This is a genomic window from Brevundimonas sp. AVps23W, from assembly GCF_058681395.1.
The window spans coordinates 2,506,580-2,531,219 of sequence record NZ_CM178738.1; the positions used below are offsets into that span (position 1 = coordinate 2,506,580).

Below are 24,640 nucleotides of genomic sequence, written 5' to 3' on the forward strand. Positions count from 1 at the left end.
GCGCCGTCGCTCCAAAAACGAAGACGAGGGCGCTGAAACTTGCTCTTACCAAGGGGCGACGTCCGAAGCGGGGTTCACCGTCGTTCTAGACGAACCCCCTGCGGCCCGCGAGTCGCCTTGATCGGCAGGAAACGCTCGAGCCGGTCGATCACCGCGGCCTCGTCATCCAGCAGCAGAACGCCCGAGAAACGAAGATTCGCCGCGTCCGGCGCCACCGTCACCGGCGTGGCGAAGGCCCGGCTGAGATCGGCGGCGACCTCGCTCAGCGGTCGATCATCATAGGCGCGCCGGCCCTGCGTCCAGGCGGCGGCGGTGCGGACATCGACCGGCTCCACGGTCATCCGGTCGTCGGCGTCGGCGCGTCTGACCGCCTGACCTACCGTGAGACGGACCCTGCGGGCGGGCTTGTCCACATCGCTGACCTCCACGATTCCGCGCAGCACCGAGACTTCGGTATCCTGGGCCGAACGGCGGATGTTGAAGGCCGTGCCGACCACCCGCACCTGGCTTTCGCCGACATCGATCAGGAAGGGCCGCCGGGCGTCGTGCGCGACATCGAACACCGCCTCGGCCTGATCCATGTGAACCAATCGGCGCCCCCGCTCCATCTTCACCGACAGAGTCGATCCGCCATTGATCTGAAGCCGCGATCCGTCTTCCAGGTACACCGTGCGGGTTTCGCCGGGCGCGGTGCGATAGACGACGATCGGCGCCGACTGCATCATGGGGACCAGGAACACGGCCGCGGCAAGCGCAGCCGCCATCGCCGGGGCGGCGACCATCCAACGGCGGTCTATACCCTTGCGACGCTCGCGATGGGCCGCCAGATCGACCACGGGCGCGGCCTGGGCCTGCACCAGGTGATCCGTCGCCGCCCACAGACCCTCGGCTTCGTCGAAAGCGCGCCGATGAGCGGGATCCTGGTCCAGCCAGTTCGTCGCCGCGTCGAAGTCCTCGACCGTCACGTCGTCGGCGCGCAGACGCACGACCCAGGCGGCGGCCTGGGCGGCGATCTCCTCGTCCTTGATGACGGCGTCCTGGGTCATGATCCGGTCCGGGCCCGAAGGGGCTTCGAGGGAGAGACGACGCGGCCGCGCCGCACCCTCAATGAAAAATGGCGAAATCGCGTCTTCACGGCCAGCCCACCCTGAGCAGCAGCTCTTTCAGGGAGGCCGAAATGTATTTCTCGACGGCGCTGCGCGACACGCCCATCCGCTCGGCCACCTCGGCCTGGCTCAGCCCGGCCATCTTGTGCAGGCGGAAGGCCTCGGCGGCCTTGGGCGGCATCCGGTCGATGGCGGCGACGACCTTCTCCAGCTTCAGCCGCGCCCAGACAGCGTCTTCTGCCGACGGCGCATCCTCAGCGTCGCCGGCGTCGTCGGCGACGCAGGCGCGTCGCCATTCCAGATCGCGCACGCCTGCGCGGCGTTCGGCCTTGGAGGCGTCCAAGGCCAGGTTGGCCGCCATCCGATAGAGGAAGGCCTGCGGGTGACGCACCTCGGCCGCCGCCTCCTCCGTCATCGACTGGAGCCGCAGCCAGACATCCTGCGCCAGGTCCTCGGCCGTGGCGGACGATCCGGTGCGCGCCGTCAAAAACCGGATCAGCGCCGGGCGGGCCTCTAACCAGGCCTCCGCCAGCCCCTGCCGAGCCATCGGGCTCGGGTCGTTCTGCGAGGGGCCAGGGGGAGAGTTCACCGGCGCATCGTGGGTCGCTGCGCCGCCTGCGGCAACCGCGTTTGCGGCCTCGGAAGATTTTTTTGTGGGGCCCGCCGCGCGGCGTCGTCTCTGGCCCATAGACCCTTTGGTCCGAGGCCCGCATGTTTCCACTCCGCTCGCCCCAAGACACCGATCCGGCCCTGCGCCGATCACGCCGGAACCTGTCGTCGCGCATCATCCGGTTCGATGACCCGTGCAGACAAGAACGACGCCGCGTCGAGCAGTTCATCGAGGCCGCCTACGCCAAGGCCTACGGCGGTCAGATCCAGACCCACTTCCCAACCCTGATGAGCGTGCAGGACGAGACGGGCGTCATCTACGCCGCCGTCGGCTTTCGTCATGCGGCGGAAGCGTCCCTTTATCTCGAACAGTATCTGGACGGTCCGGTCGAGGCGGTGCTGGGCCAGGCGGTCGGCGCCGTCGTTGACCGCGCCCAGGTGGTCGAGATCGGCAGCCTGGCCTCCAGCGGACGCGGCGCGACGGTCTTTCTGTTCGCGGCCATGGCGCATCACCTGCAAACGGCGGGGCTGAGGTTCGCCGTCGCCACCGCCACCGACGAACTGCGACGCATCTTCCAGAAGGCCGGGTTGGGCGCTCTCCAACTCGCCCGGGCCGATCCTCGAAGGCTGGAGGACGGCGGCGGCAGTTGGGGCGCCTACTACCAGACCGACCCCGTCGTGCTGGCCGGGTCGATCGACGCCGCGACCGCGCCCCTCGACCATTTCTCCGAAACCGACCCGGTCGGGCGCGCGGTCCGCACCCGTCTTCACTACGAGGATCGCTCATGAGCGCCGTTCTGGACGCCCTGTCGCATCGCGCCCGCTCGACGCCGGACGATGTCGTCGTCAGTTGGAGCGGCGGCATTCTGACCGCCGCCGAACTCCTGGCCGAAGTCGGCCGATTGGCCGCAACCCTCGCCGACGACGACTCGCCCGTCGGCGTGCTGCTGGACAACGGGCCTGCCTGGGTGATCGTCGATCTGGCCCTTGCGCTGACCCAGCGCCCCAGCGTGCCGATCCCGCCCTTCTTCACGGTCGCCCAGTGCGATCACGCCCTGGCGGACGCCGGCGCCGGCCTTTTGATCACGCCCGGCGGGTCAGAGGACGTGGCGGTGGCGGACACGCATGTGCGCCTGGCGCCGACCGGTCTGCCTGCGCGCGCCCTGCACCCCCGCACGGCCAAGATCACCTATACCTCCGGCTCGACCGGCGCGCCCAAGGGCGTGTGCCTGTCGCAAGGCCAGATGGAGGCGGTGGCCGCCTCCCTGGTCTCGGTGCTGGGCCAGGATCGCGCCGGGCTGCACCTGCCGGTCCTGCCGCTCGCGGTGCTGCTCGAGAATGTCGCCGGCCTCTACGCCACCTTGCTGGCGGGCGGGCGCTATCATGCCGCCAGCCTGGTCGAAGCCGGCATGGGCGAGGCCTTCCGGCCTGACTTCGCGCGCCTGCTGACCACCGTGGTCCAGACCGGCGCGACCACCCTGATCCTCGTGCCCGAACTGCTGCGCGGTCTGATCGCGGCCCAGGGCGCGATGCGGCTGGATCACCGGCTGGAGATGATCGCGGTGGGCGGCGCGCGCGTATCGCCCGCCCTATTGAACGCGGCAGCAACCACCGGCCTGCCCGTGGTCGAAGGCTATGGTCTTAGCGAATGCGCCTCGGTCGTTGCGTTGAACACCCCCGACGACGCCCATCCCGGCGCCGTGGGCCGGCCCCTGCCCCATCTGAAGGTCGCCCTGGCCGATGACGGGGAAATCCTGATCTCGCCGCGTCCCTTCCTCGGCTACGTCGGGGGAGAGGCCGCGCCCGAGGTGCTTGGCACCGGCGACATCGGCCGCTTCGACGCCGACGGCCGGCTCAGGATCGAGGGCCGCAAGGCCAACACCCTGATCACCGCCTTCGGCCGCAACGTCGCGCCCGAATGGGTCGAGAGCGAGCTGCTGGCCGAACCCCAGATCCTGCAGGCCATGGTGATGGGCGAGGCGCAGGCCGCCCTGTCGGCCTTGATCGTACCGATGCCCGGCGCCGATCCGGTCCAGGTCGAGGCCGCCGTGACCCGCGCCAATGCGCGTCTGCCGCACTACGCCCACGTCGGCGACTGGCGTCTGGTCCCGCCTTTCGATCCAGCCGCCGGCCAGGTCACCGCCAACGGTCGTCCGCGTCGAGAGATCCTGCGTCGCGCCTACGCCCCCTGCCACTCCGAAGCCGCCTGAGAGTTCGTATGTCCTTTTTCGATGACCTGGTCGCCGCCACCACCCCCGAACGCGCCGCCTTCGCCGCCATTCCCCAGATCCGCGACGGCCTGGCCGGCCGGATCAGCCGCGACACCTATGTCGCCTATCTGGCCCAGGCCTATCACCACGTGAGCCACACGGTCCCGCTGATGCAGGCGGCCCGCGCGCGGATGGACGACGACCACGCCGTCTTCAAGACCGCGCTCGACGACTATATCGCCGAGGAAACCGGCCACGAGCAGTGGATCCTGAACGACATCCGCGCCGCCGGCGGCGATCCCGATCAGACGGTGCGGGACGGCCCCAATGTCGCGACCGAGCTGATGGTCGCCTATGCCTATGACACCATCCAGCGGATCAATCCGATGGCCTTCTTCGGCATGGTCTATGTGCTGGAGGGGACCAGCATCCAGCTGGCCAGCGTCGGGGCGGAGGCGGTTCAGCAAAGCCTGGGCCTGCCGCCCGCGGCCTTCACCTACCTCGTCTCCCACGGCGCCCTGGACCAGGACCACATCCTGTTCCTGAAGCAACTGCTCGACGGGATTTCGGACCCTCAGGACCGCGCCGCCATCGTCCATATGGCCAAGATCATGTTCGGCCTGTTCGGGGGCGTGTTCGCCTCGATCCCCCACTTTACGGCGCGGGAGACGGTCGATGCGGTTTAAGGATCGAGACATTCTGATCACCGGCGGCTCGGGCGCCCTGGGCCGCCGGGTGGTGCAACAGATCTCAGGCGAAGGCGGCCGTGTCGTCATCGTCGCCCGCGCGCCCGTGGCGGGTCATCCGACCCTGGTGGGCGACCTGTCGACCCCGCAGGGCCTCGAGGCCGTCGCCGAACAGGCCGGCGCCCGGTCCTGGGACATCCTGATCAACATCGCCGGTATTCAGCATTTCGGTCCGCTGGAGCAGCAGACGCCCGAGCACCTGCTGGCCAGCTATATGGTCAATCTGGTGGCGCCCGCGCGTCTGGCCCAGGCCGTCCTGCCCGGCATGAAGTCACGAGGACGCGGTCAGATCGCCAATGTCGGCTCCATCTTCGGCTCCATCAACTTCGCCCACTTCGCCACCTATTCCAGCGCCAAGGCGGGGATGCGGGCGCTCAGCCAATCGCTGCGTCGCGAACTGACGGGAACGGGGGTCGGCGTCACCTATGTCGCGCCCCGCGCCGTGGCGACGCCGTTCAACTCGGCCAAGGTCGATGAATACGCCCGCCTGACCGGCATGGCCGTGGACGATCCCGACCGGATCGCAGCACGCATCGTCGCCGCTGTTCGCGCCGACCGCCGCGACGTCTACCTCGGCTTCCCCGAAAGCCTGTTCGTCCGGTTGAACGCCCTGGCGCCCGGCCTGATCGACGGCGCCCTGAAGTCCAACGACCTGAAGGCCCGCGCCCTGTTCGCCGGCTGAAGAACTAAGGAGAGAAACGCCATGAAACGCCCCCTGCTCGCCCTGGCCCTGATGGCCGCGCCCCTGACTGCGGCGTCCGTCGCCCATGCCGACGCCTGCGACGACCGCGTGCGCGGCCTTCAGCAATCCTGGGATCATGTGAACTTCGAGACGCCCAAAGAAACCCGCGCCGCCGAGATGGCGCGCCTGAAGACCCAGGCCGACGCCGTCGTCGCCCAGTGCGCCGACCGCGCTGAACCCCTGGTGTGGGACGCCATCATCACCGCCTCGGAGGCCGGCCTGAAAGGCGGCATCGGCGCCTTGGGTCTGGTGCGGGACGCCCGGTCTCAATTAGAGCAGGCCGAGCGCATCAATCCCCGCGCGCTGAACGGCGCCGTCTATGTCAGCCTGGGCTCGCTCTACGCCCAGGTTCCCGGCGCTCCGATCGGATTCGGCAATCGCCAGCGCGCCCGCGACTATCTCCAACGCGGTCTGGCCATGGCGCCCAACGACATCGACGCCAACTTCTTCATGGGCGACCTGCTGGTGCGCGAGCACGACTGGGACGGCGCCGCCCGCTATCTGCAGAAAGCCATTGATGCGCCGGCGCGTCCCGGCCGCGCCGCCGCCGACCGCGGTCGCAAGGCAGAAGCCCGCGCCTTGCTCGCTCGCGCCCAGCAGCACCATTGAGCGGCGCCGGAATGGTCCCCCATCCCCCTGTCGCCCTGTCGCTCGACATCGTCCAGCGGCGTCGAAAATGGTTCGTCGGCCTGGCGCTCTCGGCCCTTCTTCTCCTGACCGCCAGCGTGCGCTCCGTCGCCGCCTTCGATGGCGAATGGCATGAAGGCGTCGAGGCCTTGGGACTGGCCCTGATCGTCATCGCCATCGTCGGCCGCGCTTGGTGCTCGCTCTATATTGGCGGGCGAAAAAAGGCTGAGATCGTTGATCGCGGCCCCTACTCCATCACCCGCAATCCGCTCTATGTGTTCAGCTTCATCGGCGCCTTCGGCGTCGGCGCCCAGACCGGAAGTCTGGTGATCGGCTCCATATTCGCCGTAGCGACCTTCCTCGTCTTCCTGCGCACCGTCGGCCGCGAAGAGGCGTGGCTGGCGGAACATTTCGGCGCGCCCTACGCCGCCTATCGCGCCCGCACCCCACGCTTCTGGCCCAACCCCGCCCTCTGGCGAGATGCCGAGGAACTGTCGATCCGGCCCGCCTTCTTCATGCGCACCCTGCGCGACGGCCTGACCTTCCTGGCGGCCATTCCCGTCATGGAAGGGATCGAACACCTGCAATCGATTGGCCTGATCGGGTTCCGGATCGGACTTTTCTAGGTCGTCCGCCGCTCATCGATGCGGAAAAAGCCGCATCGGGCCGGCCACGCGCCAGAGCGCTTCGACCGCAAAGAACGCGGGGCTAGAACCGGACCGTCTGGGCGGTTGATCCCGGTCGGAACACAACAGTTCGGGTTACGCCGTCCACCCGCACATTGACCTGCTGCTGCTGCTCCTCGTGAACGCCCGGGAAGAAGTCGAGGTCGACGGTGACGGCCTGGACATAGCGGTCGTCGGTGTGGCCTGCGTATTCGACCCACACATTGTCGCCGGCCAGTTGCGTGTCGGCGTGGGTCACGGCGACGACCTCGTCATCGATCAACAGGCGAAAACGCTGGCCCAGATGGGTTTCCAGCGCGGCAAGGGCTTGCGGGTCGTCGAGGGAGGGCTGGGCTTGGGGCGCAATAGTCTCCAGGGCCGGCTCCACATCGTGCGCGGCGAACCTGTGCTGGACGGTCACGACGCCGTCGCGACCGATCTCGATCACCGTCAGCCCGCCATGGCCCTTGTGCGCCGCGGCCGGAGAGGCGATCGCAGCGATTGCGGCGCCTATGAGCAGGATCCTGCGCATCACGACCCGCTCACGACGCGAGCGGCGGTGGAGTCCGGGCTGACCTCCACATCGCTGTCGCGCATCCGGTTCTCGCCCGGCGGAGGTTCAGGCGAAAGGCTCAGCGAACGCTCGTCGATGCGCTGCGGATAGCTGTTGTTGCCCCGGTTGGCGTCCGCCGTCTCCCAGAGCGGATCGATCTCGGCGCCCGCCAAGGTCTTCGACGAGACGTACTGCCAGACGACCTGATTGGGGTTCCGCCGCCAGATCTCGGCGGGGATGCGGATGGTTTCGTCTGTTCCGTCCGACCAGGTCAGTTTCACGATCACCGGCGAGACCAGGCCGCCGATGTTTTTGAAGGTGAAGCGGTAGATGTTGTCCTCAAAGGCCTGGGCCCGACGTCGCTCCGGCTTGGCCTTTTCGGCCGCCGAAGTTGCATCACGCCTCTGTTGGGCCGTGGTCGTGAACCGGTCGGTTTCGTTATAGAAGTCACGCGTGGCTGGGTCGCGCTCGATTACGGTCTCGATGCCGGCGTTTCGTTGCGCCGTCAGCGAACCGGGCTGGCTTTCGAACCGCGCGCGCGCCGCCTCATTGCGAACTTCGGGATCGGTCGATTCCAGCTTCGCCGCCGTCACGCCCTCCAACGCCACATCGACGTGATCGGTCGAATAGAACCAGCCGCGCCAGAACCAGTCGAGATCGACGCCCGAGCCCTCCTCCATCGAACGGAAGAAGTCATAGGGCGTCGGTCGTTTGAAGCGCCAGCGCTGGGCGTATTCCCGGAACGCCCGATCAAACAGTTCGCGTCCCAAAACCGTCTCGCGCAGGATCACCAGAGCCGTGGCGGGCTTGGCGTAGGCGTTGGGGCCGAACTGGTTGATGGCGTCGGACTGGGTCATGACCGGCATCTGGTCCTGGCTGACCATATATTCGACGATGTCCTTGGGCTCTCCGCGCGACGGGAAATCGGCGTCCCAGAGTTTCTCAGCCTGAAACTGAAGGAAGCTGTTCAGCCCCTCGTCCATCCAAGTCCATTGACGCTCGTCCGAGTTGACGGTCATCGGGAAATAGATGTGGCCGACCTCGTGGATGACCACGCCGATCAGCCCGTTCTTGGCGCGTTCGGTATAGGTCAGCCGTCCCTTGTCATCCTTTACCGGACGCGGTCCGTTGAAGGTGATCATCGGATATTCCATCCCGCCCACCGGCCCGTTGACCGACTGGGCCGTCGGATAGGGATAGGTGAAGGCGAACTGGTTATAGACGTCGATGGTGTGGGCGATGGCGCGGGTCGAATAGGCGTCCCACAGCGGTCGTCCCTCTTTCGGATAGAAGGACATGGCCATGACGACGGGATGTTCGGCGCTGTCCTGTTTGACCCCCATCGCATCCCAGATGAATTTGCGGCTGGAGGCGAAGGCGAAATCGCGGACGTTGTCGGCGCGGAAGTTCCAGGTGCGGACGCCGGACCGGGCCGGCCGGCCTTCCGCCGCTGCGGCTTCGGCGGGCGTGACGATATAGACGGGGGCGTCGGCGATGCGCGCCCGCTCCAGACGCGTGCGTTGCTCGGCGCTCAATATCTCGGGATTGGTCAGGACGCCGGTCGAGGCGACGATGTGGTCGGCGGGAGCGGTGATCGAGACCTGGTAGTCGCCGAACTCGAGGGTGAACTCGCCCGCGCCGAGAAAGGCCTGGTTATGCCAGCCTTCATAGTCTGAATAGACCGCCAGGCGGGGGAACCACTGCGCGGCCAAGAACAGGCAGTTTCCGTCTTCGCCGGGCTCGGTGAAACACTCATAGCCGCTGCGTCCGCCGACGACCTTGGTCTCCGGCAGAGGCAGGGAATAGCCCATTCCGAAAGTGAAGCTCTCGCCGGTCGCAAGCGGCCGCGGCAGTTCGACCCGCATCATGGAATCGACGATGGTGAAAGGCAGAGGCTGGCCGTCCGGTCCGACGACCGTCAGATCGTTGAAGCCCCCCTCCCATTCCTGAAAACGTTGAACGCGCAGCACCTCGTTGACACTGACCGTATCGGAGTTGGTGTAGGTCCGGCTCCGCTCGGCCATCGAATCGCGGCGATAGTTCTGCTGGTCGAGCAGCAGCCACAGATAGCCGAGAGAATCCGGGGCGTTGTTCCGGTAGGTCACCGCCTGGGTCGCGTTCAGGGTGCGGTTGGCTTCATCCAGGACGACGTCGATGTCGTAATCGACCTGCTGTTGCCAATAGCGATGGCCGGGCGCGCCCGACGCATTGCGATAATCGGTCGGCGTAGGCCAATCTTCGCCCTCGAACTGGCGGAACTTGTCCTCGAAGCCGCCCTTGGACTGGTCTACCGCGCCGACGCTGACCTGCGCCTGAGCGCCGGAAGCCAGCAAAGCGGCCGCAAGGCCGAAAAGCGCAAATCTCATTGTCTCTTACCCCACCCCACCAGCCGTTACGCTATAACGCCTCGGAAGCCGCTCGCAAGTCTTTCACGGCCGTCGCCCCCGATGGCGTGCAAGCGGCAGGCCCTATCATGCTGTGATCATGGCGCGAAACGCCGCCTGGATCCGTGGTGCTCCGGGCCCTATTCCACCCGTTCGACGATCCGCCCCCGCCCGCCGTTGATGACGAAGAACAGCCCCTTCTCGCCATTGTCCGCCAGTTCAAGCGTCCCGGTCACTTCGACGAGGTGGTAGCCGGCCTCGATGGGGCGGCTGAGCCGGACCTCGATGACCTCATTGGGTTCGGCCGGGGGATGGAAGAAGCACACCGGGGTATAGGGTGAGATCAGGAAATGGGCGGTGCGATCCGTGGACTCCAGCGGAAGCATATAGCCCCGCACGGTTACGGTCTGACCGGCGATGGCGCGAACGCTGGCCGGGTGTGCTGCACGATACAGTTGGGTCCGCTCATCGATGGAAATCCGGGTCTGGCGCAACGTCCGCCAGAGGGGCCCGTCCGCGCGAGGCAGGTCCAGTTGCGTCCGGCGTTCCGACGCCAATTCTCCATCGACCGGCGGACCGCCCGCCTCCGCGCCGACGGACGCCATCGGCCCGGTCCGGATCGGGGGAAGTGCGGCGATTTCCGCCTCCAGCGCCGCCCATTCGGCGTCCTCATCCAACCCGGCGCCCGTCTGGCCCGACGCGCGGATCGAGCCGGCCTCCGGTCCCTGACCCGCTCCGCCCGGAGTCCCGGCGGCGGCGTCAATCGCCGCAGACTCTGCGGCGGTGACAGCGGCAGGTGCCGCGGCGTCTGGCGAGGCGTTTGGCGCGGGCGCTCTGTCGCAAGCCGAGAGCCCGCAAACCGCAAGCGAAAGGGCGAGTGGTGAAATCCGCATCCTCATCGCCCCTGAAGTTCGTCAACTGGATCGGTCCGGATCGCCAGCCAGACTCCGGGCGTCGAGCCGATCAGCCCCAGCGCGACCGAGGCCAGAATGACGACCGCGTCGAGGCCGCCCATCGACGGCAGAGTCAGGCTGAAGGGGGCCGCGTTCGACTGCGCGACGCCCCAAGCCAGACCACGCCCCAGAACCAGGCCCGCAAGACCGCCGGCGAGGCCCAGGGCGCCGCCCTCCAGCAGAACCACGCCCGCCAGCCGCGCCGACGAGGCGCCCAGCGCCTTGAGCAGGGCCAGCTCCCGGCGTCTGGCGCGCACCGCAGTGGTCAGAGCCAGGACAAATCCCCCTGCAGCCAGGGCCAGCAACAGGCCGCCAAGCCGCGTCATCATGGCCGCGCCGTCCCCGATCATGGCGTTCAGCCGCTGGGCCTCGCGCGGCGGAGAGGCCGTCTGCACCCCGGCGAGCCGCTTGAGCCGGGGCGGCAGGATCACAGCCCCGAGGGCGCTCTGATACTGGACCAGCACGGCGGTCACCTCGCGGTGCGTTTCCGGCCCGGAGGCGTGGTCATGATCGTGGGCCCCGCCCTCAGCGACCTCGGCGGGCTCCGCCTCATGCAGGCTCCAGACGCTGGACAGGTCGGTCAGCACGAGGCGGTCCGCCACCGCACCGCTTGGACGCAGGACGCCGACGACGCGATAGGGGTGGTCGGCGTGTTCCTGATCGCCGCCCTCCAGGCCATGCGCACCGACGAAGGAATCCCCGACCGCCAGCCCCATGCGCCGGGCCACGGTCGCCCCGAGCACGGCCTCCATTTCCCCGCCCCACCACCGGCCGTCGTCAAGCCTGAGATCCTGGAGGGCCGCATAGTCCCGGGTCGTTCCGACGATCCGGTAGGCGCCGAGACTGTCGCCCATCGACAGGGGCACGGCGCGGCGGACCAGCGGGTCCCGCTCGATCTGTTCGGCCACCACCCAGGGAATATTGCCGGTCGGAACGTCAGCCTGAAACACCGCCGAGGTCACCAGTTGCAACGGACTGCCCGACGCACCGACGACCAGATCGACGCCGGCGAGGTCGCGCGTCAGCCGGGCGTCCGCAGCCTGGCGCACCAACAGGACCGAAACCGTAATCGCCACGGCCACGGCGAGCAGGAGGACGTGAAACACCCAGGAGGCCGGACGTCGGCGGATGAAGGCCCAGACAAGTCGAGGGAGGGTCATGCCGCCACCGCCTCGACCGGGAGCAGGACCTGGTGGTTGGCGATCCTCCGTTTGAGCCTTTGATCGTGGGTGGCGATCACAAGCGCCGCTCCCGTCCGCTGGGCCGCATCTTGCAACAGGTCGGCGACGGTCTCGGCGTTGTCGTCGTCAAGGCTCGCGGTCGGCTCGTCGGCCAGGATCAGGGCGGGACGGATGAACAGGGCGCGCGCGATCGCCACACGTTGGGCCTCGCCCCGGCTCAGGGTTTCGGCCCGGCGGTCCGCGAGACTGGCGAGGCCCACGGCGGCCAGCGCGCGACGCGCTTCCCCGATGTCTTGCGGCAATCCTCTGACGAAGGGCGCGAGCAGGATGTTCTCCAGCACTGAGAGACCCGACAGAAGATGGACGTCCTGAAAGATCAGTCCGACCGTCGGCGGGGCCTTGCTCCCCGAGGCGAGCCTCTCCTGGCGCAAGATCACGGCGCCCGATATCGGCGCAATCAGACCCGCCAGGGTGACCAGGGCCGTGGATTTTCCCGCGCCGGAACGGCCCAGCAGCAGCGCGCCCTCGCCGGCGCCGAGGGCGAAGTCGGGAACCCGCGCGACCGCGCGCAACCGCCGGCCGACGACCAGCCCCTCCAGGCGCAAGCAGTCATCCGCCCTCATAATTCACCGGAGAAAAATCGGATCAAAACGCGCCTCACGGGGTTGCAGCAGACGTTATAGAGTAACATATCCGGATTGTCAGACGAAGGAACCCGGTTTTGACCGCACATGCCCCTGCCCGCACCGGCGACGCCGTCGCCATCAGCCTGTCAGGCCTGTGCCTGGCCCACTGCCTGGTCCTTCCGCTTGCCGCCGGCCTCTTGCCGTTGCTGGGCGCCTGGACTGAGGCGGAATGGGTGCATTGGGCCTTCGTCGCCGTGGCCGCACCGGTCTCGCTGTGGACCCTGACGCGCCCCAAGGCGAAATCCCTTTCCGCCGTGATCATAGGCCTGGCCGTCATAGGGCTCGGTCTTCTGGTCGCGGGCGCCGCCGGCTATCCGGACCATGACTGGGAAACCGCCTTGACCGTCGCCGGAGGGCTGGCGCTCGCGACGGCCCATCTGATCAACTGGCGGCGGCAGTCCCACGGGCACTAGACAGGCCGGCGGCGCGCATTTCGATGCTGACGCACTCGATCATATTGCCGTTCACCGCTCCCACGACCGGCTCCACCGCCTTGCCGCCGACAAGCCGGACCTTGACGGTACGGGTCCAAAGCCGCGCGGCAACGGCGTGCGATACCGTCGAATAATCGGCATCACAAAACCAAGCCCCTCCGAAAGGCTTCGAAGGGGCTCGTCAGAATTCACTTTTTAGCCAGCCACGACCGCCACCCAGGCTAGGCTTTTGAAAAATTAACGAATTTGGCTCGGGTAAATTCTGAGTGATGTCGATGTCCATCTGCAAACGCACGACAATTCTGGTTCTGTAAGGCGCAGCCATCGCGATCTCAGCGCCGCTTTAAATACCGACGGCCCTATACCGACATGTTGGCAATCGTATTGAGGCAACACTATCATCTCAATGATCGCCCAACGTCGTCAGTACGCCATGAGCGGTCCTTAGCGCAGCGTCATAAGACGACGTTCAACTTGTCTCGCCGCACTTACCCCAGACTGTCCTGCCCCGGTATTGCGCGCCCCAGTGAGAAGCTCACCTGCAGCCCGGTTTCACCTATGTCGGACGGTCCAAAATCTAGGCGGCTATTATGGCCGGCGATGATCTGGGACACGAGGCTGAGGCCGATGCCGGCGCCGCTGGGCCGACTGGTGAAGAAGGGTTTTAGGATTGTCTCCGGATCTAGGCCGCCGAGGCCAGGGCCGTTGTCCGACACCTCGAACCGAACCACGCCCTTTTCGACGCCGACCGACAGGCGAACGCGCGGCGCTTCGGCGGCGCCGGGGCTCGAGGCGACAGCCTGCGCTGCGTTAAGCAGGAGATTGATTACGGCCTGCACCAAGAGGTCAGGGTCGGCCAGCACGGTCGCGTCAGGCATCCGCGACAGTTCCAGCGTGACGCCGTCTCCTGCATCGTGTCTCTCGAAAAGGCGTTGGACGTCCGCCATCAAAGGCGCAATCGTCACCGGGCGCAGCACCGGCAGCGGAAGTCTGGCGAGCGCCCGATAGGATTCGACGAACCGGAGCAAGCCGGCGGACCGGCGCTCAAGGACGGCCAGCGCGTCCCCGGCCCCTTCCCTGTCGCCGTCTGCGAGCAGCAATTGCGCAGTCTGGGCCAGGGACGTCACCGGCGTCAGGGAGTTCATGATCTCGTGAGAAAGGACGTCGAGCGTCTCCCGAAGGGTCGCGGTCTCGCGCGCGCGGAGCTGCTCTTCGATGTCGGCGAGGGCGATCAACCTCGCCGGGCCATCCTCCTGCACGATGTCGGCGAGCGAGGCCGCATAGGCCCGGGGACGGGGCCGCCCCAGCATCAGCGGCGTAGCGTCGGCCATCAACGGGCCGCCGGCCACGCGTAACAGCTCGTCGGGCGCGCCCAGGATCGGGCCATCCGTGACGAACAGGGCCCGAGACGCCCGGTTGAGCGCTAGCAGGCGACCGTCAGGGGAACGGCTGACCAGGGCGGTCGGGACAAGGTCAAGCGCATAAGCCAGCCAACGGCGCCGTGCCTCGACGGACCGTCGCTCATCAAGATCGACTCCCGAGGCGGCGCCCGCGCCCGTCGGTGACCAGATACGGGCGAGACGCCCAAGCGCGGGGAGAGCCGCCATAATCGCCAACACGCCCAAGGCCGCCGCCGTCGCCCACAGGCTTCGATCAATAGCGGCCCAGAAACCGATTCCCAGAACAAAGGCCCCAAGGAAGGCGACGGTCGCGTCAAGCCGTTGTCTAGAGGCCATGTTTTTCCATCCGGCGATAAAGGGCGGCCCGGGTCAGGCCCAGATCGCGGGCGGCGTGGCTGACGTTGAATCCGTGACGCTTCAGCGCCGCCTCGACCAGCCGGCGTTCCTGACGATCCAGATTGAGATCGTCGCCGGGCTCGACGAAGCGCGTCGACGTCGGGTCGCCGGAGGGCTTCAGATCTGAGAGGTCGAGCACATCGCCTTCTCCCAGGAAAACCGCCTGTTCGACAACCGCCCTGAGTTCGCGAACATTGCCCGGCCAGTCGGCGCCGGTCAGCCAGGCCTCGGCATCCGGTGAAACCGGCCGGGGCAGACGGCCGGCCCCTGCAGCGGCTCGCCGAATGAAGTGTCGGGCCAGTTCGAGGATGTCGCCGCGTCGCAGGCGTAGAGCCGGAACCTGAAGCTGGGTCCCTGCAAGACTGAACCTCAAGCGATCGGGCCAGTGCGAAAGCGCCTCCGTCCGGGTCGTCGTGGCGAGGATACGGACCGGCGAAGGGGCCTCGATCACGCCGGCAAGAAGGCCGAAGACCTGGGGAGCCAGCGCTTCGGCCGATTTGAGTAGCAGGACGCCTTCGGCGACCGCCTGCACACGCGCCATCTGTTCCTCCGGCGAGAGCGCCGCGAGGTCCAGCGACACGAGAGGCCGGTCCCGCTGGGTCGAGGCGGCGTGGATCGCCTGGGCCGCGAGCGTCTTTCCGGCGCCGGACTCGCCGGTGATCAGGACCGAGCTTTCCGTCGCGGCCAACCTGCCGACGCGAGCGCGCAGTCGGTCCGCTGCAGGAGACGCGCCGATGATCAGCGCCTCCGACAGGGCGCCGGATGGCTCACGCCCTTGCGCCCGCCGCCGGCGTCTCAGGGCTACGGCATCGGTGACGGCCGTAATCAGCCGCGCGTTGCTCCATGGCTTCATAATGAAATCGCCGGCTCCGGCGCGCATGGCCGCGACGGCGATCCCGACCCCGCTATGGCCTGTGACGACAAGGACGACCGCATCCGGATCCAGCGCCACGATCCGGCGCAGGGCCTCCAGCCCCTCCTCGCCGGACCGGGCACCCGGTCGGAAATTCAGGTCAAGCAGGATGGCGTCGACGGGCGCTTCGGCCAGCGCGGACCAGATCGCCTCTGGACTCCGGATCATCGCGACCTCCAAGCCCTGACGCCGGAGAACGAGCGTCCCGGCGGTCAACACATCGTCGTCGTCGTCGATGAAAAGCACCCGGCCCGCCGGCGCGTCGGTGGGGGGCGTAGTGATCGCGGACATACAGGCTTTCGGTGTTCGAAAATGAACACACGTAAGATCGCGGCGACCAAAAGATCAAGCGCGGCGGCGCTTTAGGTCGATATCAGGCGCCGCGATAAACTTCGTCGCATGAGCCAGACCGACCCGTCTTCCGATCTCCCGCTTGCCACGCCGCCGGCGGGCGCCATGGATCGTCGCCTGCCTCGCAAGCGATTCAAGTCAAGCCGCGTCATCATGGGCGTAGCGACGGCCGCCTTCGTGACCGTGATCGCGGTGCTGATCTGGCGCACCCTGCCTGGAAACGGCGAGCTGGTGGTGAACGAGGCCGACCTCGCCACCGCGACCGCGCAACAGGCGATCTTCGAGGACGCCCTTCCCGTCCGCGCCGTCGCAGCGCCTCTGCGCACAGTTCAGATCGTCGCGATTGAGGGGGGACAAGTCCAAAACGTTCAGGTCGAGGACGGCGCCCGACTGACCGCCGGCCAGCCCCTGGCGACCCTGTCCAACCCGCGGCTGCGCATGGAGGTGACGGCGAGCGAGGCCCAGATCGCCGGTCAACTCGGCGACGCTCGGGGCCAACAGCTCCAGATTTCGCGCAGCCGGTTGGATCGGGAACAGGCGATCAGCGAAACCGCCTTCAATCTGCTTAACGCCGAGCGCGAACTGGGCATCCGCTCAAGCCTGCACGCCAAGGGCATCGTCTCCAACGCCGGTCTGGCGGAGTCGCAGGCTCTGGCCGACTACCATCGCAACCGGTTACAGAGCCTTAGGCGAGCCGAGCCGTCCGAGAACCAGTTGGCGCAACGCCAACTCGAGGGCGTCATCGCCTCATCCAGCCAGCTACAATCCAATCTCTCGGCCGTCCGCGCCAGTCTGGACGCCTTAACCATTCGCGCGCCCGTCGCCGGTCGCCTGACCGCATTCGACCTCCAGCCCGGCCAGCCGCTGACTGCAGGGACCGTGGTCGGCCAGATCGATTCAGAAGACGCCTACAAGCTCGTCGCCGAGGTGGACGAATTCTATCTCGCGCGCGTCAGTGCAGGCCAGGGCGCGACAGCAACCCTTGAAGGCAGGATCTGGCCGCTGACGGTTTCACGGGTTCTGCCCCAGGTCTCTAACGGCCGGTTCACCGCCGAACTGGTGTTCCGGGGGGGTACCCCGCCGAACCTGCGTCGGGGCCAAACCCTCGATCTGCGCATCACTCTTGGCGAGAGCCGTCCGGCGCTCGTTCTCCCGACGGGCGCCTGGCTTGAAGGGTCCGGCGGCGCCTTTGTCTATGTGCTCGAAACCGACGGTCGCCGGGCGACCAAACGGGCCATCCGTCTGGGACGGCGCAGTCCGACCCAGGTTGAGGTTCTCCAAGGCCTCGCCGCCCACGACCGCATTGTCGCCTCCTCCTACGCCGCCTTCGACGCGCGACCGCGCCTCGTTCTCCGCTGACTATTTCTCCTCGACGAAGGAAGTTTCATGATCACTCTGGCCGGAATCCAGCGTCTGTATCGATCCGATGAGGTTGAGACCGCCGCGCTGCGCGACATCGAACTGAACGTCGAGAAGGGCGAGTTCGTCGCCGTCATGGGCCCCTCGGGCTGCGGCAAGTCCACGCTCCTGAATATCATCGGCCTGATCGATAAACCGACCGGCGGGCGCTATCTGTTCAAGGGCGAGGATGTGGCCCAGGCCGAGGAAGCGGCGCTGGCGGCCCTTCGCGCGCGACACCTGGGCTTCATATTCCAGAGCTTCAACCTCATCGACGAACTGACCGTCGCCGAAAACATCGAACTGGGCCTCATCTATCGCCGCAAGATGGCGGCTCCGGAGCGCAAAAGCCGGATCGCCTCGGCTATGGACCGGGTCGGCATCGCGCACAGGGCAGGCCATTATCCACACCAGCTCTCTGGGGGTCAGCAGCAACGCGCGGCGATCGCCCGTGCGATCGTCGGCCAGCCCGACCTGATCCTGGCTGACGAACCGACCGGCAACCTCGACAGCGAGAACGGCGCCCAGGTCATGGAGATTCTTAAGGGGTTGAACGCCGAAGGCGCGACCATCGTCATGGTGACCCATTCTGCGGCCCAAGCCGATGAGGCCGGCCGCATCGTCGATATGCTGGACGGGCGCATCGTCGCCGGCGTCCGTCGCGCGTTTTGAGGAGAACGCCATGATCGGCCACTACCTGAAGACCCTCTACCGATCGCTGAGCCGTCACCGGCTCTACACCGCGCTCAATGTCGGCGGACTGGCGGTCGGGATCGCCGTCTTCCTGATCCTGTTGCTGACAGTGCGCTTCGAAATGGGATTTGATCGCTGGACGCCCAATGCCGACCAGATCTATCGACTCAGCGCGGTCACCCGCTGGCCCGGCGCAGAGCCGAGCTTTTCCGGCAATGTCCAAAGCGTCGCTGTCGGCCTGATCAAGGAGGACTATCCCCAGATCGCCGCCGCTACGCGGGTGATGGGGAGCGGAGCTAGGATCAAGGCGGGAGGGCCTATCATGGAAGAGAGCATGGCCCTTGTCGACACCGACTTCTTCAAGGTGTTCGACCTGCCCCTGATTGAGGGCGACAAGGCCTACGCCCTGGACGACCCCGGTTCGGTGGTGCTGAGCCAGACGGTCGCCAAGCGTCTGTTCCCCGAGGGTCCCGCCCTGGGTCGATCGGTCGTGCGCCTGGTGCGGGGCCAGGAACGGGCCTATCGGGTCACGGCGGTGATAAAGGATCTTCCGGCCGACAGCTCGCTCGACCTGAATATGCTATTCCTGATCAATCGGGCTGATTTCGACATCGACGAGGCCACCAACACCTTCGACCGCTGGGGCAGTTTCAACACCTCGGCCTATTTCCGGATCCCCAAGGCGGACCAGGCCCGGGCGGTCGGCGCCGATCTGGCGAACTTCGTAACACGGCGCATTCCGCCGGACGCCCTGCCGTCCCCGATCAACGAGACCCTCAAATATAGCCTGACGCCCCTTACGGACATCCATTTCGCCGACGCGCGCGATCCGAATGCGGAACGATCCGCCAATGCGACCGATGTGGCGGTGCTGGGGGTCGTTGGGCTGATGACCCTGGTCATCGCCGCCCTGAACTATGTCAACCTGGCCAGCGCGCGGGCGGGTCTGAGGGCACGCGAGGTGGCGGTACGCAAGGCGCTAGGGGCGACGTCACGCGTCCTGACGTTGCAGTTCCTGGTCGAGGCCGTCGTTCTGGCGTCCGCCGCCGCCCTGTTCGGCTTGGCCCTGACCGAACTTATCCTGCCGGTGGTCAACGCCTATGGCGGGACGACGCTGAAGCTCCAGTATCTCGGTGTCGACGGCGTGGTGCTGATGGTTGCCGCCACGGCCCTGATTGTCGGCGTCGGCGCAGGAGCCTGGCCCGCCCTGGCCCTCTCGCGGTTCGCGCCCGCCGGGGTTCTGGCCTCGGCCCGCTCGCCTGGGGGCGGCCGCGCCGGATCGCAGCTTCGCAGCATCCTGGTGGTCGTCCAGTTCACGGTCGCCCTGGTGTTCAGCATCTGCACCTTCGTCATGCTGGTCCAGAGCCACCATCTGCGCACCGCCGATCTCGGCTTTAGGCGTGAGGGCATCCTGGTCCTGGAACGGTTCTGGGGATCGGAGTTGGACGGTCGCCGCACCGGTCTGCTGGATCAATACCGGCGTATCCCTGGGGTGGTCTCCACCGCCGTGTCCAGCCGTTCGCCCGCCACCGGTTCGGTGTCCCAGACCAATGTCTCTAGGCCAGGTCATGTCGGCGAGGAACCGGCGGTGGTCATTGAGGAAATCGGCCCCGACTACTTCAAGACCTATGGCGTGGACCTGGCCGCCGGCCGGCCGTTCAATCCCGAGAACAGGCTGGATGACGCCAGAGCCGAAGAGGGAGATTCTCCGCAAACTGGCGCCATCGGCCATAACGTCATGCTGAGCGAAAGCGCCCTTCCGATCCTCGGCTTCTCCAGCGCGACCTCGGCTGTGGGCCAGACCGTGCGGTTCGGCGGCGAGCCCATGACGGTCATCGGGATCGTGCGCGATGTCCGGTTCCGTTCGCCGCGTGACCAGATTCCGCCAGTTCTCTATCGCTACCGCAGCGATGACATTCCCGGAGGCGTCCTCGTCGTGCGCTACAATGGCGATCCAATCGCCGTTCGCGCCGCCATGAAACGCGCCTGGAGCCTCGCCGCGCCGACCGTCCCCTTCGAGGCCAAGACCGTGGCTCAGATGCTGGAGCCCTATTACAAGCCCGAGGACCAGCGCAGCCGCCTCTTCGGCCTCGGGGCGGGGGTCGCCATCCTGATCGGCGCACTCGGTCTTTACGGTATGGCCGCCTTCGTGACGGCGCGACGGACGCGCGAGATCGGCATTCGCAAGACCTTGGGCGCCTCCACGAGCGAGGTGCTGGGTCTGCTCGTCAGCGAGTTCCTCAGGCCAGTGGGCGTAGCGGCGATCATCGCCTGTCCGGTGGCCTTCCTGCTGATGAGCCGTTGGCTCGAGCGGTTCGATGATCGCGTCGGCCTGTCCCCGTTGGCCTTCATCCTGCCGGTCGCCGGAGCGGTCCTGATCGCCGTCCTGACCGTGCTGGGCCACGCCGTGGCGACAGCACGATCCGAGCCGGCGAAGGCCTTGAGAAGTCTCTAGGGAAGATCCGCCAAACCACCGGAGGGTCCAATCGGCCTACAGCCATGACGGCCTTGCCGATATTTCGGCGGCCGAAGGCGACAAGGCTGCGGCGATCTCGCATTTCGAGACGTCCCTCCAGATCGACCCGGAAAACCGATACGCCTTCGACGGCGTCAGGCATCTCCGAGGCCGCGACGGCCGCTGACGGCAAGCGCCGACGATGCCCCAAAGGCGCTGTGGACAAAGTAGATTCCCCAATTGCCTGATCGCTGAGTCAAGGCTGCCGTATCCGCCGCATCGAGCCCATGTTCAGCAGGCTAAAAAACGCGTCGCGCCGCCAACTGATACGACCGCTGCCCGACCGTCTTCCTGTCAGACATAGCCTTCGCCGCCACCGTGGTCTTCTAACTATGAGGAACACGTCCTGGGACTAACACCAAAAACAAAACCCCTCTGCAATCGATTGTTGCAATCGATTGCATTTGGAGCAATGCTATATCACGGGCTCGATCAGAAGCTCGAGGGAATATGGGGAAGAAGCAATGAAACGCCTGACGATCGTTTGTGCGGGAGCGCTACTGGCGGCTCTCGGGACCACAGGGGCCTGGGCCCAGACGGAGCAGACGGAGCAGACGATCCCGGCTGCTGGGCAAGAGCCTTCGACAGTCGATGAAGTCTTCGTTACAGGGACCGCAAAGCCCGAGCGGCGCATCACGACGTCCATATCGATCAGTTCAGTTGACGCTCAGCAGATCGAGCGCCTGGCCCCTCTGGGGGCCGCCGACCTATTACGCAACGTTCCGGGCATCCGGGCCGAGGCATCCGGCGGCGAGGGCAACGCCAACATCGCCGTGCGTGGCCTGCCGGTCGCCAGCGGCGGCGGCAAATTCGTGCAGTTTCAGGAGGACGGCCTTCCGGTCCTGAACTTCGGCGACGTGGCCTTCGCGACAGCCGATATCTTCGTTCGTCCCGACTACAATGTGGGTCGACTGGAAGTGGTCCGGGGTGGATCGGCCTCCACCTTCACCAGCAATGCGCCGGGCGCCATCTTCAACTACATCAGCAAGACCGGCACGGTTAAGGGCGGCTCTTTGGGCTTCACCCAGGGCGTGGATTTCGACCGTTCGCGCCTGGACTTCGATTATGGTTCGCCCATCGGCGACGACTGGCGTTTCCACGTCGGCGGCTTCTATCGCTATGGCGAAGGCGTCAAGGACGTCGGCTACAAGGCCGAGAACGGCGGACAGATCAAGGCAAACGTCACTCGTGAACTGGACAACGGCTATCTAAGGCTGAACTTCAAATTCCTCGACGACCGCGCTCCTGTCTATGTGCCGGGGCCCATCAAGGTTTCTGGCACGGAAAGCGATCCGACCTACAGTTCCTTTGCGGGTTTCGACGTCCTCAGCGGCACATTGCAATCGCCCTATTTCCGGTCCGATCTGGCGATCAATCACAACGGAGAAAGGATCACGACCGACGTCGCCGATGGCTATCGTACCCAATCGCGCGCAATCGGCGGCGAAGCGTCGTTCGACCTGGGCGGTGGCTGGACGTTGGAAGATCGCTTCAATGTTGCCAAGAATTACGGCAGTTTCACCGCGAACTATCCGGCACGCGTCGCCACGGCCGCTACTTTTCTGAGCGAATTGGGCGGACCGGGCGCGACCCTGCGTTACGCCACGGGGCCAAAAGCGGGCCAGACTGTCGCCGATCTATCGACCCTCAACGGCAATGGTCTGGCCAGCAACACCCTATTGTTCAACGTCACACTGGACGACTTCACTAACGCGACCAATGTCCTGACCCTGTCCAAGGATTATGACGCGGGTCGGCGCGGGTCAGGCTCGATCACATTCGGCTATTTCAAATCGTATCAGGCCATTGAGATGGACTGGCACTGGAACAGCTATCTGCAGGAGGTCAACGGCAACAAATCCGCGCTGTTGGACGTCTATAATGCTGCGGGTCAGGCCATCACGCAGAACGGACTTATCGCCTATGGCGAGCCCGTCTTCGGCAACTGCTGCATCCGCTATTACAATGTCGACTACGACATTGACGCACCTTACGTCTCCGCGTCGTGGAAGATCGGCAATCTCAGCCTGGACGGCGGTCTGCGCTACAACATCTCTTCGGCATCGGGTTATTACGCCGCCAACAGCGGGACCAGCGTCATCGACGTCAATCAGGACGGCGTGATTCAAGTGCCCGAACAGACGGTGCCCGTGGTCAATATGCAGGCCCAGAAGCCGGTCGATTACGAGGAAAAATATCTGACATGGTCGCTCGGAGCCAACTATGCTCTCACCCCCGACTTGGCCCTGTTCGGTCGGGTCAGCCGGGGCGCACGGTTCAATGCTGATCGCGTCCTGTTCGGCGGCGGCGTGCGCGACGATGGCTCGATCGCCGAGCAGGTGGCGGTGAATTTCGTCGAACAGCAGGAAGGCGGGGTCAAGTTCCGCACCGACCTGTTTTTCGTGAACGCCACGGCCTTCCACGCCACGACGTCGGAATCCAACGAACTGGTTATCCCGGTTCAGGCCTTCATCGACAACGACTACGTGTCCTATGGTGTCGAGCTGGAAGGCGGGATCAACTACGGCATCTTCCACCTGACCGGAGGAGTGACCTATACGGACGCCAAGATCGATCGTAGCGGCGCAAACTCGGCCCAGACCGGAAACGTGCCCTATCGCCAGGCCGACTGGATTTTCCAGGCGACGCCCTCGATCAGTACGGGCCCGTTCGAAATCGGGGCAAACTTCGTCGGCAGCTCCGATTCTTACGCTTCTGACGCCAATCAACTCGTGATGCCCGGCTATGTTGTCACCAACCTGTTCGGGTCCTATGCCCTGACGCCTTCCCTGAAGGCTTCGGTCTCGGTCCAGAACCTGTTCGACGTCATCGCCATCACCGAGGTGGGTCAGAACACCAGCACGGTGGGCGACGGCATCAACACGGCCCGCACCATACCGGGGCGCAACATCAGCGTCGGGCTAAGGTACAACTTCTAGGACGATGAGGGCGGTTATGATGCGTTTCAGAGAAGTAGCGATCTGCGTCATCGCCGCCCTTCTGGCGACAGCCCCGGCGATGGCCCATACCCGCGCCGGAGCGGCCGAAGACCCGATCCAGGCTTCGGCCCAACGCTATGTGGTTCCGGCCAGACCCCTGCCCGTGCCGACTACAGTCAGTCCCGAACTTCAGGGATTGATCGCCGCAGGTTTCAATCCAACCTGGGATCAGTTTCCCCAGACGCCGGATCAGTGGCGTGCGCTGGTGGCGACATTCGCCGCCGATGTCGAAAAGAACGCCTTGCCCGCTCTGCTGGCCGAGAACCATGTCACGGTGAGGCGGGATGTCATTGGCGGCGTAAACGTCTTCTGGGTGGAGCCTGCGACCGTCGGGCCAAACAACGCGGACCGGGTGCTGTTGAATTTCCACGGCGGGGCTTACGTCTTCGCGCCCGGCATGTCTGGCCTTCGCGATGCGATACTGTTAGCCGGGCAAGGGTTCCGCGTCGTCAGTGTGGACTACCGGATGGCTCCCGACGCCCCCTATCCGGCGGCTATCGACGATGCTGAGGCGGTTTGGCGCGTTCTGGCGACGCAGCACCGGCCGGACCGGATCGGGGTGTTCGGGTCGTCCACCGGCGGGGCCATGACCCTGTCACTGGTGCTGCGCGCCAAGCGGGATGCCTTGCCGTTGCCGGGCGGTCTGTGGGCCGGCACCCCATGGTCGGACCTGACCAAGACCGGCGACAGCTATTTCAGCAATGACCATGTCGACAATGCTCTGGTGTCCTATGACGGGCTACTAGGGGCGGCGGCGGTTCTCTATGCGAACGGCCACGATATGAGTGATCCTGAACTCTCACCCGTTAATGGTGACATGGCCGGGTTTCCGCCGACATTACTGACGACCGGAACCCGCGACCTGTTCCTGTCCAACACCGTTCGGGTTCACAGGAAGATGAGGCAGGCAGGCGTCCCGGCAGAATTGAATGTCTACGAAGGTATCTCGCACGGCGACTATGAGCGCCGTCCGGACCTGCCCGAATCTCGCGAAGTTTATGCGGAGGCAGCCGCCTTCTTCGACAGGGTGCTTGCTAAATGATCTATGATGTCGTGCTCGCTTGACGCTCACGACGCCA

General features: G+C 66.0%; 21 protein-coding genes. 12 read left to right on the plus strand and 9 right to left on the minus strand.

Annotation, left to right across the window (positions count from 1 at the left end):
* Nucleotides 1-74: 74 nt before the first annotated feature.
* On the minus strand, nucleotides 75-1,046 hold the full coding sequence (locus tag ACW177_RS12135) for a FecR family protein (protein ID WP_492025948.1): 972 nt from the start codon (nucleotides 1,044-1,046) through the stop codon (nucleotides 75-77).
* Between the two features lie 85 nt (nucleotides 1,047-1,131).
* Complete coding sequence (locus ACW177_RS12140; RefSeq protein WP_492025949.1) at nucleotides 1,132-1,653, minus strand: RNA polymerase sigma factor; 522 nt, start codon at nucleotides 1,651-1,653, stop codon at nucleotides 1,132-1,134.
* 164 nt (nucleotides 1,654-1,817) lie between these two features.
* Between ACW177_RS12140 and ACW177_RS12145 the strand changes: the two genes are divergently transcribed.
* The 6 genes from ACW177_RS12145 to ACW177_RS12170 are packed head-to-tail and all read left to right on the plus strand — an operon-like array spanning nucleotide 1,818 to nucleotide 6,666.
* A complete protein-coding gene (locus ACW177_RS12145) occupies nucleotides 1,818-2,504 on the plus strand; it encodes a thermostable hemolysin (RefSeq protein ID WP_492025950.1) in 687 nt (228 codons plus the stop codon).
* The gene (locus ACW177_RS12150) at nucleotides 2,501-3,925 is read left to right on the plus strand and encodes an AMP-binding protein (RefSeq protein WP_492025951.1); all 1,425 of its coding nucleotides are present in this window, start codon (nucleotides 2,501-2,503) and stop codon (nucleotides 3,923-3,925) included. The genes ACW177_RS12145 and ACW177_RS12150 overlap by 4 nt, the downstream gene beginning before the upstream one ends.
* Nucleotides 3,926-3,933: 8 nt before the next feature.
* Nucleotides 3,934-4,611, plus strand: coding sequence for an iron-containing redox enzyme family protein (locus ACW177_RS12155; RefSeq protein ID WP_492025952.1), 678 nt, complete (start codon nucleotides 3,934-3,936; stop codon nucleotides 4,609-4,611).
* A complete protein-coding gene (locus ACW177_RS12160; RefSeq protein ID WP_492025953.1) occupies nucleotides 4,601-5,353 on the plus strand; it encodes an SDR family NAD(P)-dependent oxidoreductase in 753 nt (250 codons plus the stop codon). Before ACW177_RS12155 ends, ACW177_RS12160 begins: the two co-directional genes overlap by 11 nt.
* A 21-nt stretch (nucleotides 5,354-5,374) precedes the next feature.
* Nucleotides 5,375-6,022 carry a tetratricopeptide repeat protein gene (locus ACW177_RS12165; protein WP_492025954.1) on the plus strand — a complete coding sequence of 216 codons (648 nt, stop codon included), beginning with the start codon at nucleotides 5,375-5,377 and terminating at the stop codon, nucleotides 6,020-6,022.
* An 11-nt stretch (nucleotides 6,023-6,033) separates the two neighbouring features.
* The gene (locus ACW177_RS12170) at nucleotides 6,034-6,666 is read left to right on the plus strand and encodes a methyltransferase family protein (RefSeq protein ID WP_492025955.1); all 633 of its coding nucleotides are present in this window, start codon (nucleotides 6,034-6,036) and stop codon (nucleotides 6,664-6,666) included.
* 82 nt (nucleotides 6,667-6,748) lie between these two features.
* On the opposite strand, the gene ACW177_RS12175 is transcribed toward ACW177_RS12170, so the two are convergent.
* From ACW177_RS12175 to ACW177_RS12195, 5 genes are all read right to left on the minus strand, one after another.
* Complete coding sequence (locus ACW177_RS12175) at nucleotides 6,749-7,237, minus strand: DUF6702 family protein (RefSeq protein ID WP_492028117.1); 489 nt, start codon at nucleotides 7,235-7,237, stop codon at nucleotides 6,749-6,751.
* Nucleotides 7,237-9,624 carry a M1 family metallopeptidase gene (locus ACW177_RS12180; RefSeq protein ID WP_492025956.1) on the minus strand — a complete coding sequence of 796 codons (2,388 nt, stop codon included), beginning with the start codon at nucleotides 9,622-9,624 and terminating at the stop codon, nucleotides 7,237-7,239. The genes ACW177_RS12175 and ACW177_RS12180 overlap by 1 nt, the downstream gene beginning before the upstream one ends.
* 158 nt (nucleotides 9,625-9,782) lie before the next feature.
* Nucleotides 9,783-10,319 (minus strand): DUF3299 domain-containing protein, encoded by a 537-nt coding sequence (locus ACW177_RS12185; RefSeq protein ID WP_492025957.1) that lies wholly within the window; start codon nucleotides 10,317-10,319, stop codon nucleotides 9,783-9,785.
* Between the two features lie 218 nt (nucleotides 10,320-10,537).
* On the minus strand, nucleotides 10,538-11,755 hold the full coding sequence (locus ACW177_RS12190) for an ABC transporter permease (RefSeq protein WP_492025958.1): 1,218 nt from the start codon (nucleotides 11,753-11,755) through the stop codon (nucleotides 10,538-10,540).
* Nucleotides 11,752-12,381 (minus strand): ABC transporter ATP-binding protein, encoded by a 630-nt coding sequence (locus ACW177_RS12195; protein WP_492025959.1) that lies wholly within the window; start codon nucleotides 12,379-12,381, stop codon nucleotides 11,752-11,754. Before ACW177_RS12195 ends, ACW177_RS12190 begins: the two co-directional genes overlap by 4 nt.
* A 116-nt stretch (nucleotides 12,382-12,497) precedes the next feature.
* Here ACW177_RS12195 and ACW177_RS12200 point away from each other — a divergent pair, with 116 nt between their 5' ends.
* Nucleotides 12,498-12,875 carry a MerC domain-containing protein gene (locus tag ACW177_RS12200; RefSeq protein ID WP_492025960.1) on the plus strand — a complete coding sequence of 126 codons (378 nt, stop codon included), beginning with the start codon at nucleotides 12,498-12,500 and terminating at the stop codon, nucleotides 12,873-12,875.
* Nucleotides 12,876-13,384: 509 nt separating this feature from the next.
* On the opposite strand, the gene ACW177_RS12205 is transcribed toward ACW177_RS12200, so the two are convergent.
* Nucleotides 13,385-14,503, minus strand: a complete 1,119-nt coding sequence (locus ACW177_RS12205) for a sensor histidine kinase (RefSeq protein ID WP_492025961.1) — start codon at nucleotides 14,501-14,503, stop codon at nucleotides 13,385-13,387.
* Between the two features lie 118 nt (nucleotides 14,504-14,621).
* The gene (locus ACW177_RS12210; RefSeq protein WP_492025962.1) at nucleotides 14,622-15,896 is read right to left on the minus strand and encodes a sigma-54-dependent transcriptional regulator; all 1,275 of its coding nucleotides are present in this window, start codon (nucleotides 15,894-15,896) and stop codon (nucleotides 14,622-14,624) included.
* Between the two features lie 108 nt (nucleotides 15,897-16,004).
* Between ACW177_RS12210 and ACW177_RS12215 the strand changes: the two genes are divergently transcribed.
* From ACW177_RS12215 to ACW177_RS12235, 5 genes are all read left to right on the plus strand, one after another.
* Nucleotides 16,005-17,315, plus strand: coding sequence for an efflux RND transporter periplasmic adaptor subunit (locus tag ACW177_RS12215; protein WP_492025963.1), 1,311 nt, complete (start codon nucleotides 16,005-16,007; stop codon nucleotides 17,313-17,315).
* 27 nt (nucleotides 17,316-17,342) lie between these two features.
* On the plus strand, nucleotides 17,343-18,026 hold the full coding sequence (locus ACW177_RS12220) for an ABC transporter ATP-binding protein (protein ID WP_492025964.1): 684 nt from the start codon (nucleotides 17,343-17,345) through the stop codon (nucleotides 18,024-18,026).
* A gap of 10 nt (nucleotides 18,027-18,036) precedes the next feature.
* Nucleotides 18,037-20,502, plus strand: coding sequence for an ABC transporter permease (locus ACW177_RS12225; protein ID WP_492025965.1), 2,466 nt, complete (start codon nucleotides 18,037-18,039; stop codon nucleotides 20,500-20,502).
* 524 nt (nucleotides 20,503-21,026) lie between these two features.
* Entirely contained in the window at nucleotides 21,027-23,501 is a 2,475-nt protein-coding gene (locus ACW177_RS12230) for a TonB-dependent siderophore receptor (RefSeq protein WP_492025966.1), read from the plus strand.
* 16 nt (nucleotides 23,502-23,517) lie between these two features.
* Nucleotides 23,518-24,603: an alpha/beta hydrolase gene (locus tag ACW177_RS12235; protein WP_492025967.1), complete on the plus strand. Its 1,086-nt coding sequence runs from the start codon at nucleotides 23,518-23,520 to the stop codon at nucleotides 24,601-24,603.
* The last annotated feature ends 37 nt before the right edge of the window (nucleotides 24,604-24,640 follow it).